This is a genomic window from Ruegeria sp. SCP11 (assembly GCF_040329455.1).
Taxonomy (GTDB): domain Bacteria; phylum Pseudomonadota; class Alphaproteobacteria; order Rhodobacterales; family Rhodobacteraceae; genus Ruegeria; species Ruegeria atlantica_E.
In genome coordinates, this window is the sequence record NZ_JBDZYG010000002.1 from 248,295 (window position 1) to 263,263 (window position 14,969).

Here is a 14,969-nt window from a genome sequence, read left to right on the forward strand (position 1 = left end):
CCTCAAGTCAGGCAAGATAACGACAGACGGAGCAGTTAGATGCGCTTTACGCTTCTGATCCCCGCAATCGGCTTGGTGGCCGCCTGCAATACGGTGGCCCCGATAGGTGGCACGGAATTCAACACGCCGAGCTATCAGGCACAGCGTGAGGCGCAGTTGGCGGGGCAGGGGTACACTGGAAACCCCTTGCTTGGCCCAACTGAAGTGACCGAGCAACAGCTTGGAGAACCGGGTGAGGTTGCTCCTGTGCCGACCGGAGACAATGCTGATCTCGCTTCGGCGACAGCGGCAGCGCTGGCCAGCACGTCGGGGCAACCCACATACGTACCGGCGCCATCACCCGTCGAAGACCCCGTAAGCACAGCGATTTCCGACGAACAGGATTTCGGAGCTGTCTCTGGCCGCCGTAGTATTGAAGATGATGCCGCGTTGGTCGAGCAGAATCGCCAAACCTACGAAGTGGTCACGCCCACAATAGTTCCGCAGCGCGGAACGAACGGTCAGCCCAATATCGTGCAATACGCGCTGGACACATCAAATCCGGTCGGAACCCAGCTATACAGTCGGGCCGGTTTCAATCTGCAGGCCAAGGCACAGCGTAATTGCGCCCGGTTCCCTTCGCCCGATCAAGCCCAGATCGAGTTTCTTGCGAATGGTGGCCCTCAACGCGACCGCAAAGGGCTTGACCCGGACGGCGATGGGTACGCTTGCGGCTGGGACCCAAGCGCATTCCGCAGTGTCGTTAACAACTGAACCGCTGACGCCGATCTGGCATCCGTCTCCCAATTTTGGCGCGCGCAGAGATGGGCTGACTCCGTCTCTGATCGTCTTGCACTATACTGCGATGACCAGCGCCCAGGCAGCGCTGGAGCGGCTTTGCGATCCGACCTGCGAAGTCTCCGCCCACTACCTGATTGGCTCTGACGGTACACTTTGGCAGATGGTCAGCGAAGAAAACCGCGCATGGCACGCCGGGGCGGGGGAGTGGCATGGTCAAGCCGACATAAATTCGCGCTCGATCGGGATCGAGCTGGACAACACAGGCTTTCATCCCTTTTCCGAGCCACAATTAACTGTGCTGGAAGCGTTGCTGCGCCAAATGTCAGAGCGGTGGTCGATCCGCCCTGAGCACGTGATCGGTCACTCCGATATGGCGCCGGGCCGCAAATCCGATCCAGGTCCCCGGTTCCCTTGGCAACGGTTGGAGCACCTGAACCTTGCAGGTCAGCGCGGTCAAAGCGCCCCGCAGAGCGTGCGCATGGATAGCTTTCGAGCCCTGGCACAGTCCGCAGGCTACACGGCCGACGCCAATGACGACACGCTTCTTGCAGCCGTTCGCCTCAGATACCGCCCTTGGGGTAAAGGTCCTCTGGAACCGGCCGATTTTGCGCCATTGGCTGAATAAACCCGATCCGCGTTTCATCTGCCCAATATATCTCGGAGTTAAATTGGCCGCAGGCCAATAAGGGGCTGGCCCATTCTCCATCCCATCCACCCTTGACGCCGTACGGCTCAAAGCATACCCACCCGAATGCGCGGAGGGCCGGATGGCCGCTGGGGCGTAAGCCCGAGAGGAAAGTCCGGACTCCACAAGACAACGGTGCCGGGTAACGCCCGGGCGGGGCAACCCGACGGAAAGCGCCACAGAAATCAGACCGCCACATGCGTGTGGTAAGGGTGAAACGGTGGGGTAAGAGCCCACCGCGCCGCTGGCAACAGCGGCGGCACGGCAAGCCCCACCGGGAGCAATGCCAAATAGGGTCCCCGCGCGGGCCGGTCGGCGCAAGCCGATACCGCCGCTAAGCGCGTCTTGGCCGAGAGGGACCGGGTTGGCAGCTTGAGCCGCGCAGCAATGCACGGCCTAGAGGAATGGTCATCGAAGGGGGCAACCCTGGAACAAGATCCGGCTTATAGGCCCTCCGCGCGTTTTCCATTAGCTACCTGGTGGTGCATAAGCCCCGGTCAGTTTGGCGGCCTTTTTGGAGACGCCGACAAAGTCTTTGGCCTTCCAGGCGCGCACCGTTTCGACCTTGGACACTGCGCCCGAGGCAGCGACGGCCATGCCAATTGCAACGGCATCCGTTCCGTCCGGCAGTTCGCTAATGACAACCACATCATTTTCACCTGTGGTCATGTAAAACGCCAACAGCTTGCCGCCGACCTTTTTCAGCAGTGCCCTGACGGCGCCTGAGCGGTCTGCAGGTTTCTTCAGCATACCCTTGACGCCAGCCTGCGAATAGGACGCATAGGTAATGAAAATAGGCATGAGTACCTCCTGATAACGAAGTTGATGCAGGACCCGTAATTCGGCCGGTCCTTTGGCCTTCCTGTGCGTATCAGCTCTGCGCAACCTAAGGGGCTGCGACCAGCCAAACGCCTATGAAAATCAGTGCAATGCCGGTGAGAGGAACAAGCCACTTTGCCCTGGGCAACAGCTTTTCCAGCGCGACATAGATGGCGATGCCGACTATCCAATAAAGGTTCATCACTCCGCCGACGAAGAGCAACAGCATCAGAGCCCAGCAGCAGCCTAGGCAAAATGCGCCATGAACCGCACCGACGCGAAATGCGCCATAGGCGCCGGGCCGGATATGCTCGGCCAGGAACTGCGCAGGGCTTCGGCAATGGCGCAGGCAGGCGGATTTCAGGCTGGACAGTTGATAAAGCCCGGCCGCAATCAAAACGCTTCCCGCTAACGCTTTGGATCTGATCGTCATCATAGGCCCATCCGACAATCCGATCAGTTCAAGCCCCCATTGCGCTCCTGTTGCAATGGCGCTGAACACAGCCCATGCAACCAGATAACCGACCAGGAAATATAGGCTGAACCTAGACGCATGTTCCTTATCCGGCCCTATCCTTTTGATGGCGTTGAAGAGCAAAACGATGGGCGCGGCGCTGGGAGTCATCATCGCTATCATCATGACCCACCACATCAGGAAAATCAGCGCGGCGTAAGTTGGGGTCCAGCGAGTTTCGCCCGCCATGCGCATCGGTTCGCCGATCGGCCCGGCCATTCGGGTCATGTCGATAGCGGACATGTTCATGCCGATGCCGGCAACCGTATACCAGGATGCAGCAAGTACGATCAGCAGAACGCAAAACAGAACGATACCGCTGTCGCGTCGTAGCACCCGATCCAAGATGCCCGGGCGGGGTGGGGTCATAGCCACTTTAACCTCCGGCTACGCGCCTAGGACACCGTGGCACGAGATGTTGAGATGCGCCAGATGGGCGTGAGTCGCATTGAAGGTCAGGCTTATCGCGCCACCAGTCGTCTTGGCAGATCCCGACGCGGCTTCTGCGTGTCGGTATTCAAATCCATTCGGGAGCTGTATCGAGGCCCTATGGGGCGCTCCTGAAACGATATGTGGGATCGGGCTCACTTCCATGTCGAAAATTCCGGAGGCCCTAGCATAACCTTTGCGTTCTTCCCGGTCCCAGGCCAAGTCGATTGGGATGTAAAGGGTTTCATGTTTTCTTGGGGCCATCGCACTGTAAACATACCAAACCGTCGCCATCTCGTCGGTGTTTTCACCCATCATGATGGCTTCAACGGCGACTCTCTGATCGGCATCCGCGCTTTCGTCGATGATCAATTGCATCTGGCCGTTGCCTTCGTGAATCGGGCCCGGCCAATGGTAAACGCCCGCTGCGCGCACGCCCGCAAGATTGGTGTCGCCAAAGTGCCCAGACTCAATGTCATACACAATCAGCGCTTCGCAATTTCCATGTGTTGGAAGAACGCTGAACTGGCAAGGGCATCCGAAGTTGCAGTTGCAATTGGCCAGCTCTTCGCCCTGAATTGTCCATTCTGTCATGATAGCCCCCAAAAAAACATGCAGTAAAACCCTGCTGACAGAGAGTTTTGCCTGTTCCTGAGCCTCGGAGTGCGAGCCTGACACCGGCTTCTTTTCTGGATGCAATGGCGCGACCTTATCACAGAACCGTGAGCACTCCAAATTGACGACAGGTGTCGAGGGCAGGTTTTGTGCGCTTTGCGACAGGAATCTAGTTGACTCGGCTGCGCGACCGGGTAAAAGCGCACGCTCATAGGAATTCAACCGAAAGGCCCCTGCCTTTCCGGACGCAGGAGATAACCATGGCGAAGCCGACGACAATCAAGATCCGTCTGAACTCGACCGCGGGCACGGGCCACTTCTACGTGACCAAGAAAAACGCTCGCACCATGACCGAGAAAATGACCATTCGTAAATACGACCCGGTCGTTCGGAAGCATGTCGAGTACAAGGAAGGCAAGATTAAGTAATCTGCCGTCTGACTTGGATAAGTTCAAAGGGTTCTGCCGCGGCAGGGCCCTTTTTCGTTTCGATCCTGTCTGCAAGGTAGAAGCCACAGGATGGTGCAAGGCCGTTGCAACGAAGCATCAGCGCGCAAGGCAATCGGTCCTGTACCGGGTTGCTTTTTGGATTAGCTTGCCTCTACGCTTGAACAAACTGTTCCAAAATGTTGGCCGCCATGAAAAAAATCTTGTTTTCCACAATGACCGTTCTGGCCCTTGCGGCCTGTGAAGACCCGTATGATCGCGAAGGCGTTGGGTTCACCGGAATCGATGGTGAGCCCCGCACCATCTCTGATGTTCAGGGTGCGGCGGCTTTCCTTCCACCTGCGACGAACGTACCGGCCGAATTGGCTGTGCTGCCGCCAGTGGTTGTAACGACCGATCAGACCGAGGCTGAGAAAGTCGCCCGTGTCGCCATCGACAATGGTGGTAGCAGCGATACCAGTGCCGTGCCTGTATCCGGGGCCGAAACCAATATGTACCTGAGTACGGTCAACGTGAACGGCACCTTGTATGGTGTACTGCGGACTGCAAGCAACGGCGGTAAGGTCGATAATTCGATCGGTGCCAGCTTTGGCCGTAATGCCGAGCAGTTCACTGGTTGCCTGCCAGCGGGTGACGTGTATCGCAAGGGTTCTTCCAGCAAAAGCTCGGGGTTTGCCGTGGCGCTTGATTGCAGCTAAGGCTCCTCAGTATCAATTTTCTCAGGCCCCGCCATCTGGACGGGGCCTTTCTATATGCGGGGGTCCTTCTGCGGCGTTGCGCGCGAAGTGGCCTCCGACTCTAGACGGACTGAAAAAGAAAAGGGCGGGTCTTTTCAGACCCGCCCTGTTTGTTCTGTATTTTGGTGACGCGTTACTCTTGTTGCCCCATGAACATCAGTAGGAACTGGAACATATTCAGGAACGAGATGTACAGGCTCAGCGCGCCGTCAATCGCCGCTTTGTCCAGCCATTCCTGATCACCGTGGGTCGCGTGAGCAACATACGTGTTCTTGATGTCCTGGGTGTAGAACGCGGTCAGACCAGCAAAGATCAGCAGACCAATGGCCGAGATCGCCAGCATCATCGGTCCCGATTGCAGGAACAGGTTGATGACCATAGCGACCAGCAGGCCGATCACACCCATGATCAGGAAAGTGCCCATGCCGCTCAGGTCACGCTTGGTGGTGTAGCCGAACAGGCTCAGGCCCGCAAACGCGATAGCCGTCACCAGGAAGGTCTGCGTGATCGAGTAGGGGGTGAAGATCATGAAGATCGAGCTCATCGACACGCCCATCACCGCGGCGAAGATGAAAAAGCCCAATTGGACCGCGGCTGCGGAGCCGCGCCGCATCAGTGCACCCCAGCCAAACAGCAGGAAGCCCAGCGGTGCGAACATCACGACCCATTTCAGCGGCGACATGAACAGTGCGCCACCCAGGCTGGTCAGGTAACGATCAGCACCGATCTGAGCCACGGCGTTGGTCGGGTCAGACGTCACCGCAAGACCGGCAATCGCCCAAGCAGCCAGCGCCGTGATCAGCATACCCACGGACATTGTGCCGTAGACTTTATTCATATGGGCGCGCAGGCCCTCATGGATCTGGGCAGCGCGCGCGCCGGCCGCCGTCCGGATCGTGTCAAATTGTGCCATTAAGGGTCTCCCTTCACATAATTCTAGTCGTGGTCCGAAAATCGGACCCCGTTCCCCGCAAATATCGGCAACTACGAGCCGTGTTTCAAGGTTTTAGCGTTGGAAACCGGTTAAAACTCGCAACAAAAATGGCGACCTGCGGCAGCGGGTCGCCATTCGGTGAGTAAAGGTTCATCTGAAAGTCACTTTTGCCAGAATTCCGGTGCATCCCAAAGGGGGCGGGCGGCCTCGGCTTCGGCCTGTTCGCGGGTGATTCCGATATCCTCCAGTGCTCGGGCGTCCAGACGAGCGAGGGTGCGGCGCTGGCGGCGCAGAGACAACGCGTCCCAAAACATCGTCAGGCCAATGCGGCGGCGTGGCGGGCAGGGTCTATGAATGGCTAATTGGGTCATAGTTTTTGTCCTTTCTTCGATCCTCGATGAGTTTCGTGTCTCTCATCAACTTCCTTGATTTATATGGCGCACTATGACACATTTTAAAAATGAATGTTTTTGAAGTGATCCATAAGGAATCGTGAAGATGCGCAATTTGGACATTACGACCTTGCGGTCGTTTGTGGCGGTGGCGGATCAGGGTGGTGTCACGCGTGCTGCCGGTTTTCTGCACCTGACCCAATCCGCCGTTTCGATGCAGCTAAAACGCCTTGAGGAGTTGCTGGGGTTGGAACTGCTGGACCGCAGCGGCCGAACCATTGCGCTGACCGCGTCCGGCGAGCAGTTGTTGGCCTACGCTCGTCGCATGATCGCGCTGAATGACGAGGTGATTTCGAAACTTACCGATCAGGCTTTCGAAGGCGAGGTCGTTCTGGGCGTTCCACATGACATCGTCTATCCGGCGATCCCGCGTGTCCTGCAGCGGTTCAACGTGGATTTCCCGCGGGTCCGGGTGCAACTGGTGTCCTCGTACACGATGCAGCTTAAGGAAATGTTCAAGCGCGGCGAGTGTGATTTGATCCTCACGACCGAGGCAAACGCGGACGGGGGGGCCGAAACCATCGCCGAATTGCCGTTACGCTGGATCGGGGCGCCGGGCGGGTCCGCGTGGCGCAAGCGGCCGATTCCCATTGCTCTTGGCCGTCGCTGCATGTTCCGCCCGCAGGTCATAGCGGCGTTGGACGAGGCAGGCATTCCGTGGGAGCTGTCGGTTGAAACCGAAAATGATCGCACAATCGAGGCGACCGTCGCCGCCGACTTGGCCGTTCACGCCATGCTTGACGGAACCGAGGCCGCGCATTTGGTGCAAATCGACGATGGCGGCATATTGCCCGAGTTGCCCGCGCATATGATCAACCTGTATGGCGGTGAATCCGGACGTGGTCCGCTTATCGAGGCGCTGGCTGCCTTGGTGCGTCAGAACTTCCGAATGCTCGGCAGTGCGCCCTTGAAGGCAGTGGTCGGTTAAGGCGTAATGACAACCTTGCCGGTCGCCGTTCGGTCTCGCAGCAGTTGCAGACCTTTCTCGGCGTCCGACAGGGGCAGCACGTGGCTGATATGAGGCTTGATCCGCCCCTCGGCGCACCAACGGAACAGCGTGTTAAAACTGTCTTGAACGATCTGAGGGCGAAAGCTCAGGTAGCCGCCGATATAAAAGCCGATCACGGTCAGGTTTTTGACCAGTAGATGATTGGCGGGAATCTGTGGTACGTCTCCGCCTGCAAAGCCGATGGGCAACAGGCGCCCCTCGGGGTTGGTTGCGCGGAAGGCGGCTTTGAACACATCGCCGCCGATTGCGTCATATACGACGTCGGCTCCACCCAACTCCTTGACGCTTGTCCGCAAATCTTCGGACGCGTCTATCAGATGATCCGCACCTGCGGCCTGGGCAACGGCCAATTTGTCCGCGCCCCGGGCCTGCGCAATCACAGTCGCGCCCATCAATTTTCCGATCTCGACCGCCGTCAGCCCGACGCCGCCCGCAGCGCCGGTGACCAGCAGGGTCTCTCCGGGCTGCAGGCGGGCGCGGTGATCCAGCGCAATGTGGCTGGTGCCATAGGCGATCTGTATAGCGGCGGCAGCTTCGAAGCTGACGGTATCAGGCAGAGGAATTGCACGCTCGGCATCAAAGACGCCATATTCGGCCAAACCACCCTGACCCGAATATACAGCGATCCGGTCACCCCGTTTCAGGTGCGATACACCGGGTCCAATCTCATCGACTATGCCGGCGATTTCCATGCCTTGCGTGAACGGGGCAGGGGGCGTGTCCTGATAAGTCCCTTTTTGCATCAGCAGATCGGCGAAATTCAAACCGCAGGCTTTTATGGCAACTCGAACCTGTCCCTCGGTGGGGTGAGGCAAGTCGATATCGCAAATCCGGGCGGTGGCGCCTTCGGTTTGAATTCTGTAGGCCAGCATGGGCGCTCTCCGGTGGTTTTATCGTATAGGTTCGCGCTGAGTGGGGATTGTCAATCTCTTACCTAATGGCGCAGGAAAGACGTAGTGGCTTGCGTTTGAGGCTTCCCTTACGGCAGGCACGTGTACTGGATCGAAAGGGCACAACCTTAGCCATTAATTCGGCAAAACAGATTCAACCTTCTTGAAAAAAAGCCAAAAAAGCGCAATATTGTCCGAGGTGCTAATTTGGGGGTTTCGTCCTGATTAGGGAGTGGTTAAGGGCGTCTCGCTAGTGTTGCGGTAGAAATTGTACGTCGCACACCCGAATTGGTTGTGTGTAGTAGAGGAGAATTCCAATGACCCATCACGTCGATGTCCATGTGGGAAAGCGCGTCAGGCATCGCCGCTGGCTGATTGGCATGACCCAACAGCAGTTGGCGCAACAGGTTGGTATTAAATTTCAACAGATTCAAAAGTACGAAACGGGGGCCAACCGGATTAGTGCGTCGCGCCTTTGGGACATCGCCGAGGCATTGGACGTGCCCGTCAGCTTTTTCTTCGAAGGTCTGGAAGAGGCCGAGAAGGAAACGACCGGTAAGAAATCGGTGCCTGCTGATTTGATGGGGGACAAGGAAGCCTTGGATCTGGTGCGGTCCTATTACGCAATTCCTGAGAACCAACGCCGCCGCCTGTTTGAACTCGCCCGCGTACTGAGTGACGTCGCCTGAGCGAACAGGGTTGACTCTGGCACGCGCGAACCGCACGGGTAGCGCATGCAAGAGACTTCTTTAAGCGATCTGGAAGTAGCAGAAGAAATGGCCGACGCGGCGCGGACGGCTATTCTTCCTTTTTTTAGACAATCGAACCTTGAGACATCGAACAAGCTGAACGAGGGTTTTGATCCGGTTACGGTCGCCGACCGGAACGCCGAAAAAGCCATGCGAGATGTCTTGGCCAGACATCGGCCTGAGGATGGTATCTTCGGCGAGGAATTCGGTCAGGTTCAGGGTGTCAGTGGCCGGACATGGGTGCTGGACCCGATTGACGGCACGCGTGGGTTCATCAGCGGCACGCCCACCTGGGGTGTTTTGATCGCCCTAAGTGATCAGGATGGCCCAATTATGGGTGTTATCGATCAGCCCTATATAGGTGAGCGTTTTGTAGGATCGGCGGAAATTTCTAGATCAACTGGCCCAACCGGCTCGATGCCACTGAAGACACGTTCCACCTCCAGTCTGGCTCAGGCGGTTTTGTTCACCACTTTCCCCGAGGTTGGTACTCTCGAGGAAAGGGCGGGGTTTGAAGCCGTGGCCAAGCACGTGCAACTGACCCGCTACGGTATGGACTGCTACGCCTATGCTCTGCTGGCGGCAGGGCAGGTTGATCTGGTGATCGAAGCGGGCTTGAACGCCTATGATATTCAGGCGCCGATTGCTGTGATCGAAGCCGCCGGGGGTATCGTTACCAATTGGCAGGGCGACCCGGCCCATGAGGGCGGACGGGTTCTGGCAGCTGCGAACGCGGATTTGCACACGGCGGCTCTGGAGATCCTGCGCAACCACTAAAATCGGTTGTCGGAGTACGGCTGGTCAGGTACGCTTGCCCGGCTGGTTCTTATGCCCGTTTTCCGCCAGCCTATACCTTCTTGCACGAAACGGGCGCATGCAAGGGGGCGGAATGACCGAAATCCTGATCAAAAACGCAGACACCATCCTGACGATGGATGATACGCGCAGTGAGCTATCCGGTGCAGATATTCTGATCCGTGCGGGACGGATCGAACAGATAGGCCAAGGCTTGCAAACTAACGGAGAGGTCCACGATGCCTCTGGTTGTGTTGTGACGCCGGGTTTGGTGAACACCCATCACCACCTTTTTCAAACCCTGACCCGTGGGGTGCCCGGCGGTCAGGATGCGCTGTTGTTCGGCTGGCTCAAGGCGCTCTATCCCATCTGGTCGCGCTTTGGGCCGGAGGAGATGTTTGTCTCGGCCCAAATTGGGCTAGCCGAATTGGCCTTGTCCGGGTGCACGCTCAGTTCCGATCATTTGTATCTGTACCCTAATGGCGCGCGTCTGGATGATACGGTTGCCGCAGCAGCCGAGATTGGCCTGCGCTTCCATCCAACGCGCGGCGCGATGAGTATCGGGGAAAGCGATGGAGGCCTGCCGCCGGATGCTCTGGTCGAAGAGGAACATGCGATTCTCGACGATATGATCCGTGTTGTGGACGCGTTTCACGATCCTAGCGAAGGCGCGATGTGCCGCGTTGGTTTGGCACCGTGTTCACCTTTCTCGGTCAGCCGAGACCTGATGCGCGATGCGGCTCTTTTGGCGCGAGACAAAGGTGTGATGTTGCACACCCATCTGGCAGAAAATGACGAGGATATCGCCTATTCTCAGGCACAGTTCGGGTGTCGTCCGGGGCAGTATGCCGAGGAACTGGGATGGACAGGCTCTGACGTCTGGCATGCCCATTGCGTCAAGCTGGACGGGGCCGAGATTGATTTGTTCTCCAGAACCCAAACCGGTGTCGCGCATTGCCCCTGTTCCAATTGCCGTTTGGGATCTGGCATTGCGCCGGTACGTGCCATGCGGGATCAGGGCGTGCCAGTTGGGCTGGGGGCGGATGGGTCTGCAAGCAACGACATTGGCAACCTGATCCTTGAGGCACGTCAGGCCATGTTGCTGCAACGGGTCGCCAACGGTGCAGACGCCATGTCGTCGCGTGAGGCGCTAGAAATTGCGACCCGTGGCGGCGCGGATGTGCTGAACCGTCCGGACTGTGGGCGACTTGAACCCGGCAAACGCGCGGATGTTGCCATCTGGGACACATGTTGCGTCGAAAGCGCGGGCAGTTGGGACCCGGCGGCGTTGCTGCTGGCCGGGCCTATGAAGGTCAAACATCTATTCGTTGAAGGCCGCCAGATCGTGCGCGACGGACATGTCACCACGTTGGACATGCCCCGCGTGATCGAGCGACAGCACCAGTTGGCACGTGCTTTGCAGACCTAGGAGGTAACGCGCCGACCGGCGATCCATACCTCGGTGATCGCCCGGTCGTCGCCCATCACGATGGTGGGAAAAATAGCTTCCCACAAATCCTCCGCGCAAGCCTCGCGCTGGGCGATGGCCGGGGTTGAAGCAAGGTCGAGTACGATCAGATCGGCTTCCATCCCCGGCGCGACGTTGCCAATGCAGTCGTCCAGCCGTAGGGATCGCGCAGACCCGACAGTGCCCAGCCACAACAGTTGCGCGGCGTGCAGCGGTGTACCGCGCAGTTGCCCAATCTCGTAGGCCGAGGCCATCGTATGCAGCATCGAGAAACTGGACCCGCCACCTGTGTCGGTGGCCAGCCCGATCCGATGACCGCCACGCATCAACCCGTCCATGTCGAACAGGCCAGACCCGATGAAAGTGTTCGAGGTCGGGCAGTGGATCAACGACGCATCGACCTCCCGCAATCGGTCGCGCTCGCGCGATTCCAAGTGAATGACGTGGCCGTAGACGCCATGTGACCCCAGCAGACCGAACTTTTCGTAGGTGTCCAAGTAATCGCGTGCGTCGGGGAACAGTTCTCGGACCCAGGCGATCTCATCGGTTTGCTCGCTCAGGTGAGTTTGCATCAGGCAATGCGGATGCTCGGCCCAGAGGGCACCCATCGCCTCAAGCTGTTCGGGTGTAGAGGTGGGGGAAAAGCGCGGGGTGATGGCATAAGACAGCCGATCGACGCCATGCCATTTTTCCAGCAAGGCTTGGGACTGGTCATATGCCGTTTGTGCCGTGTCGCGCAGCCCTTCGGGGGCGTTGCGGTCCATGCAAGTCTTTCCCGCAACTACGCGCTGATTGCGCTTTTGCGCGGCAGAAAAGAACGCATCGACGCTTTCGGGGTGGATGGTACAAAAACTGCACATTGTCGTCGTGCCATGCGCCGCCGTCAAATCCAGATAGCGATTTGCAATCTCAGAGGCATAGGCGATGTCCCCGAACTTCATCTCCTCGGGGAAGGTATAGGTATTCAGCCAGTCGATCAGGCGCTTGCCCCAACTGGCGATCATTGCAGTCTGAGGATAGTGCACATGCGCATCTATGAACCCGGCCATGATGACATGCTGACCGTGATCCACAACGCTGGCATCTGGGTGAGCGGAGCGCAGACTGTCGGCATCCGCCACGGCGGAAATGCGACCGTCTTCGATTAGAACAGCCTCGCTGATTGTGACGGCTTCGGTCGGCTCACCCTCGAACGGAGAGCCGTTAAAACTCAGGACGCGTCCTTTCAGCAGCGTTTTTTGCGCCATTTCACTTCATCTCCGCCTGTATGGGACTGTGAAACAGCATAGGCGCGTGAAACTTGTGGGTAAATCGGTGCATTGTCATTGTTTTCCGGTAGCTGCTTCTTCTAATTAGGGGTCAATGACCGAGCAAACGGGGGCAGATATGACAACAGGCTTTGATGAACCCGTAACCGAGGCGACCAGTGATGAGGACGTCTATGCGCTGGATCGCAGAACCGTGGCGGCCATCCTCTATGCGGTCGATGTAGACGACCGCGACAAACTGGTCGAGTTGATGGAGCCGCTGCACCCGGCCGACATCGCCGACCTTCTGGAGCAAATCAATCCCTACGACCGCGCGCGCCTGATCCGTCTGTACGACAAGGAATTCGACGGCGATATCCTGTCGGAGCTTGATGAGGCTGTCCGTGAAGAGATCATCGGTATCCTGAAGCCCGACGTTCTGGCCGACGCGGTGCGAGAGATGGAAAGCGACGATGTCGTTGACCTGCTGGAAGATCTTGAGGAGCCTCAGCAAGAGGCCATCCTTGATGCTCTGGAGGATTCCGAGCGGATCGCGGCCGAACAAGCGCTGTCCTACCCGGAAAACTCGGCCGGCCGTCTCATGCAGCGCGAAGTGGTCATGGCGCCCGAGCATTGGACAGTGGGGCAGGCCATCGACTTCATGCGCGCCAATGACGATCTTCCGGAACAGTTCTATCACGTCGTGCTGGTTGATCCGCGGCTAAAGCCGGTGGCGCAGGTCACATTGGGTAAGCTGATGGCCACGCGCCGCGAGGTGCCGCTGCACGATATCGCCGATGAAGAATTCCACACCATTCCCGTCGATCAGGACGAGGAAGACGTGGCCTATGCCTTCAACCAGTATCACTTGATTTCGTCCCCCGTCGTTGACGCAGATGGGCGACTGGTCGGTGTGATCACCATCGACGACGCGATGGTCGTTCTGGACGAAGAGCATGAAGAGGACATCCTGCGCCTTGCTGGTGTGAGTGACGAAAGCTCGATCTCAGACAGTGTGGCAGCGACCAGCCGCAGACGTCTGCCGTGGCTGGCCGTGAACCTGTGTACGGCAATCTGTGCCTCGCTGGTGATTTCGCAATTCGAGGCGGCGATTGATCAGCTGGTGGCGCTGGCGATTCTGATGCCGATCGTGGCGTCGATGGGGGGCAATGCAGGGACTCAATCGCTGACGGTTGCGGTGCGGGCTTTGGCGACGCGAGACCTGACCGGGTCGAACGTTATGCGGGTCATCCGACGGGAACTTCTGGTCGGGCTGCTGAACGGTCTGTGTTTTGCCATCGTTCTGGGGACGGTGGGGATGATGTGGTTCGATTCTCCGTTGCTGGGTGTCGTGATTGGCTGCGCCTTGGTCGTGAACATGATCATCGCGGGGTTTGTCGGTACGGTAGTACCTGTGGTGCTAGACCGACTGGGCGCTGACCCGGCGCTTGCGTCCGGCACCTTTGTGACAACCACAACGGACGTCATGGGGTTTTTCCTGTTCCTTGGGCTTGCCAGCGTGGTGCTACTGTGACCGATTTGACCGAAATCAAAGCCGCCGCGCGTAAGGCGGCTTTTGCTCGCCGTAAAGCGGCATTCGACACCCGCCTGCCCGGAGTGGCAGGGCGCTTGTCTGAGGTTCTGGCCGGTCACCGCGGCGTACCTCTGTCGGGATATATGCCGATCCGCACAGAGATTGACCCGCTGGCTGCGATGGCCGAGGCCTCGGCCTATGGCCCGGTCGGAGTGCCGGTGATTCAGGCCGCCGGTCAGCCGCTGAAGTTTTCCCGCTGGACGCCCGAGGGCGCACTGAAAGACGGACCTTTCGGGGCAAAAGTGCCCGAGGTCGACGATTACTTTGACCCCGAGATTCTGATCGTCCCGCTGGTTGCTTTCGATGCGCAAGGCGGGCGGTTGGGGTATGGCGGCGGCTTCTATGACCGCACCCTGGAGGGACTCCGCGCTAAACGCCCGACGCTGGCCATCGGTTTTGCCTTTGACGCGCAAGAGGCCGAAGGGCTGCCGTTGGAGCCCACCGATCAGCAGCTGGACATGGTGATCACCGAAAGCCGAGTCCTGACCTTTTCGACCTGCACGTCTTAGGTCGGGCTGTTTTCGCGGAAGTACTCCCAAGCGTCGACTTCACGCCCGTCTGGAAGGATGCAGACACCCGTTTGCCCATTGTCGCCATCTCGAATTTCATACTGGGCACCGCTTTCCACGCAAAATGTAGCGGCTGGGTTTGCAAGCTCCGTGGTCGAATTTGCGGATGGCACGTCATCGCAAGCTGTAAGTGTGGTTAGGCCGAGGGCTGTCAAAAGGATGCGCGACATCTAGATTCTCCTGTTTAAAAGGCTTTGTCGGTTTATGTCGGCAGCTTAACCACTTGTGCTTGGCTAT

The 14,969-nt window shown here is 58.3% G+C and carries 18 protein-coding genes and 1 other RNA gene; 11 read left to right on the top strand and 8 right to left on the bottom strand.

The features are described from left to right. The first annotated feature begins 39 nt into the window (after positions 1-39). The 3 genes from ABLN94_RS04270 to rnpB all read left to right on the top strand — a co-directional run bounded on the left by ABLN94_RS04270 (position 40) and on the right by rnpB (position 1,927). Positions 40-753: a hypothetical protein gene (locus ABLN94_RS04270; protein ID WP_352989560.1), complete on the top strand. Its 714-nt coding sequence runs from the start codon at positions 40-42 to the stop codon at positions 751-753. Beyond that, entirely contained in the window at positions 698-1,405 is a 708-nt protein-coding gene (locus ABLN94_RS04275) for an N-acetylmuramoyl-L-alanine amidase (RefSeq protein WP_417750502.1), read from the top strand. The genes ABLN94_RS04270 and ABLN94_RS04275 overlap by 56 nt, the downstream gene beginning before the upstream one ends. Before the next feature lie 130 nt (positions 1,406-1,535). Next, an RNA gene (gene rnpB, locus ABLN94_RS04280) (RNase P RNA component class A) lies at positions 1,536-1,927 on the top strand. Positions 1,928-1,933: 6 nt separating this feature from the next. Here the strand turns inward: rnpB and ABLN94_RS04285 are convergent. From ABLN94_RS04285 to ABLN94_RS04295, 3 genes are all read right to left on the bottom strand, one after another. Then, a complete protein-coding gene (locus ABLN94_RS04285) occupies positions 1,934-2,266 on the bottom strand; it encodes a GYD domain-containing protein (RefSeq protein ID WP_352989566.1) in 333 nt (110 codons plus the stop codon). Positions 2,267-2,351: 85 nt separating this feature from the next. Beyond that, positions 2,352-3,167, bottom strand: a complete 816-nt coding sequence (locus ABLN94_RS04290; RefSeq protein WP_352989569.1) for a DUF2182 domain-containing protein — start codon at positions 3,165-3,167, stop codon at positions 2,352-2,354. Positions 3,168-3,185: 18 nt separating this feature from the next. Then, a complete protein-coding gene (locus tag ABLN94_RS04295) occupies positions 3,186-3,821 on the bottom strand; it encodes a DUF1326 domain-containing protein (protein ID WP_352989572.1) in 636 nt (211 codons plus the stop codon). 281 nt (positions 3,822-4,102) lie between these two features. Between ABLN94_RS04295 and rpmG the strand changes: the two genes are divergently transcribed. Further along, the gene (gene rpmG / locus ABLN94_RS04300) at positions 4,103-4,270 is read left to right on the top strand and encodes a 50S ribosomal protein L33 (protein ID WP_037309480.1); all 168 of its coding nucleotides are present in this window, start codon (positions 4,103-4,105) and stop codon (positions 4,268-4,270) included. Positions 4,271-4,479: 209 nt separating this feature from the next. After that, positions 4,480-4,986, top strand: a complete 507-nt coding sequence (locus tag ABLN94_RS04305) for a hypothetical protein (RefSeq protein WP_352989576.1) — start codon at positions 4,480-4,482, stop codon at positions 4,984-4,986. A gap of 172 nt (positions 4,987-5,158) precedes the next feature. Here ABLN94_RS04305 and ABLN94_RS04310 read toward each other — a convergent pair whose 3' ends face one another. Together ABLN94_RS04310 and ABLN94_RS04315 are read right to left on the bottom strand one after the other, a co-directional pair. Beyond that, on the bottom strand, positions 5,159-5,938 hold the full coding sequence (locus ABLN94_RS04310) for a Bax inhibitor-1/YccA family protein (protein ID WP_170490086.1): 780 nt from the start codon (positions 5,936-5,938) through the stop codon (positions 5,159-5,161). Positions 5,939-6,120: 182 nt separating this feature from the next. Next, positions 6,121-6,330 carry a DUF1127 domain-containing protein gene (locus ABLN94_RS04315; RefSeq protein ID WP_352989579.1) on the bottom strand — a complete coding sequence of 70 codons (210 nt, stop codon included), beginning with the start codon at positions 6,328-6,330 and terminating at the stop codon, positions 6,121-6,123. A gap of 127 nt (positions 6,331-6,457) precedes the next feature. On the opposite strand from ABLN94_RS04315, the gene ABLN94_RS04320 reads away from it, so the two are divergent. After that, the gene (locus ABLN94_RS04320) at positions 6,458-7,339 is read left to right on the top strand and encodes a LysR family transcriptional regulator (RefSeq protein ID WP_352989582.1); all 882 of its coding nucleotides are present in this window, start codon (positions 6,458-6,460) and stop codon (positions 7,337-7,339) included. On the opposite strand, the gene ABLN94_RS04325 is transcribed toward ABLN94_RS04320, so the two are convergent. After that, positions 7,336-8,292: an NADPH:quinone oxidoreductase family protein gene (locus ABLN94_RS04325; protein WP_352989585.1), complete on the bottom strand. Its 957-nt coding sequence runs from the start codon at positions 8,290-8,292 to the stop codon at positions 7,336-7,338. The genes ABLN94_RS04320 and ABLN94_RS04325 overlap by 4 nt on opposite strands. 335 nt (positions 8,293-8,627) lie before the next feature. Here ABLN94_RS04325 and ABLN94_RS04330 point away from each other — a divergent pair, with 335 nt between their 5' ends. The 3 genes from ABLN94_RS04330 to ABLN94_RS04340 all read left to right on the top strand — a co-directional run bounded on the left by ABLN94_RS04330 (position 8,628) and on the right by ABLN94_RS04340 (position 11,283). Beyond that, entirely contained in the window at positions 8,628-8,999 is a 372-nt protein-coding gene (locus tag ABLN94_RS04330) for a helix-turn-helix domain-containing protein (RefSeq protein WP_170490074.1), read from the top strand. 45 nt (positions 9,000-9,044) lie between these two features. Continuing rightward, the gene (hisN, locus tag ABLN94_RS04335; RefSeq protein ID WP_352989588.1) at positions 9,045-9,836 is read left to right on the top strand and encodes a histidinol-phosphatase; all 792 of its coding nucleotides are present in this window, start codon (positions 9,045-9,047) and stop codon (positions 9,834-9,836) included. A gap of 112 nt (positions 9,837-9,948) precedes the next feature. Continuing rightward, a complete protein-coding gene (locus ABLN94_RS04340) occupies positions 9,949-11,283 on the top strand; it encodes an 8-oxoguanine deaminase (protein ID WP_352989591.1) in 1,335 nt (444 codons plus the stop codon). Here ABLN94_RS04340 and guaD read toward each other — a convergent pair. Beyond that, positions 11,280-12,569 (bottom strand): guanine deaminase, encoded by a 1,290-nt coding sequence (gene guaD / locus ABLN94_RS04345; RefSeq protein ID WP_352989593.1) that lies wholly within the window; start codon positions 12,567-12,569, stop codon positions 11,280-11,282. The two genes, ABLN94_RS04340 and guaD, sit on opposite strands and share 4 nt — an antisense overlap. A gap of 139 nt (positions 12,570-12,708) precedes the next feature. Here guaD and mgtE point away from each other — a divergent pair, with 139 nt between their 5' ends. Together mgtE and ABLN94_RS04355 are read left to right on the top strand one after the other, a co-directional pair. After that, the gene (mgtE, locus tag ABLN94_RS04350; protein WP_352989595.1) at positions 12,709-14,103 is read left to right on the top strand and encodes a magnesium transporter; all 1,395 of its coding nucleotides are present in this window, start codon (positions 12,709-12,711) and stop codon (positions 14,101-14,103) included. After that, entirely contained in the window at positions 14,100-14,672 is a 573-nt protein-coding gene (locus ABLN94_RS04355; protein ID WP_352989598.1) for a 5-formyltetrahydrofolate cyclo-ligase, read from the top strand. The genes mgtE and ABLN94_RS04355 overlap by 4 nt, the downstream gene beginning before the upstream one ends. On the opposite strand, the gene ABLN94_RS04360 is transcribed toward ABLN94_RS04355, so the two are convergent. Next, on the bottom strand, positions 14,669-14,902 hold the full coding sequence (locus ABLN94_RS04360) for a putative hemolysin (protein WP_352989601.1): 234 nt from the start codon (positions 14,900-14,902) through the stop codon (positions 14,669-14,671). The two genes, ABLN94_RS04355 and ABLN94_RS04360, sit on opposite strands and share 4 nt — an antisense overlap. Between the last annotated feature and the right edge of the window lie 67 nt (positions 14,903-14,969).

Coding starts and splice junctions, on each gene's coding strand:
- ABLN94_RS04305 (WP_352989576.1), top strand. CDS start 4,480: ATGAAAAAAATCTTGTTTTCCACAATGACCGTTCTGGCCCTTGCGGCC.
- ABLN94_RS04290 (WP_352989569.1), bottom strand. CDS start 3,167: ATGACCCCACCCCGCCCGGGCATCTTGGATCGGGTGCTACGACGCGAC.
- ABLN94_RS04270 (WP_352989560.1), top strand. CDS start 40: ATGCGCTTTACGCTTCTGATCCCCGCAATCGGCTTGGTGGCCGCCTGC.
- ABLN94_RS04360 (WP_352989601.1), bottom strand. CDS start 14,902: ATGTCGCGCATCCTTTTGACAGCCCTCGGCCTAACCACACTTACAGCT.
- ABLN94_RS04315 (WP_352989579.1), bottom strand. CDS start 6,330: ATGACCCAATTAGCCATTCATAGACCCTGCCCGCCACGCCGCCGCATT.
- ABLN94_RS04325 (WP_352989585.1), bottom strand. CDS start 8,292: ATGCTGGCCTACAGAATTCAAACCGAAGGCGCCACCGCCCGGATTTGC.
- rpmG (WP_037309480.1), top strand. CDS start 4,103: ATGGCGAAGCCGACGACAATCAAGATCCGTCTGAACTCGACCGCGGGC.
- ABLN94_RS04330 (WP_170490074.1), top strand. CDS start 8,628: ATGACCCATCACGTCGATGTCCATGTGGGAAAGCGCGTCAGGCATCGC.
- ABLN94_RS04275 (WP_417750502.1), top strand. CDS start 698: ATGGGTACGCTTGCGGCTGGGACCCAAGCGCATTCCGCAGTGTCGTTA.
- hisN (WP_352989588.1), top strand. CDS start 9,045: ATGCAAGAGACTTCTTTAAGCGATCTGGAAGTAGCAGAAGAAATGGCC.
- ABLN94_RS04320 (WP_352989582.1), top strand. CDS start 6,458: ATGCGCAATTTGGACATTACGACCTTGCGGTCGTTTGTGGCGGTGGCG.
- guaD (WP_352989593.1), bottom strand. CDS start 12,569: ATGGCGCAAAAAACGCTGCTGAAAGGACGCGTCCTGAGTTTTAACGGC.
- mgtE (WP_352989595.1), top strand. CDS start 12,709: ATGACAACAGGCTTTGATGAACCCGTAACCGAGGCGACCAGTGATGAG.
- ABLN94_RS04340 (WP_352989591.1), top strand. CDS start 9,949: ATGACCGAAATCCTGATCAAAAACGCAGACACCATCCTGACGATGGAT.
- ABLN94_RS04310 (WP_170490086.1), bottom strand. CDS start 5,938: ATGGCACAATTTGACACGATCCGGACGGCGGCCGGCGCGCGCGCTGCC.
- ABLN94_RS04295 (WP_352989572.1), bottom strand. CDS start 3,821: ATGACAGAATGGACAATTCAGGGCGAAGAGCTGGCCAATTGCAACTGC.
- ABLN94_RS04285 (WP_352989566.1), bottom strand. CDS start 2,266: ATGCCTATTTTCATTACCTATGCGTCCTATTCGCAGGCTGGCGTCAAG.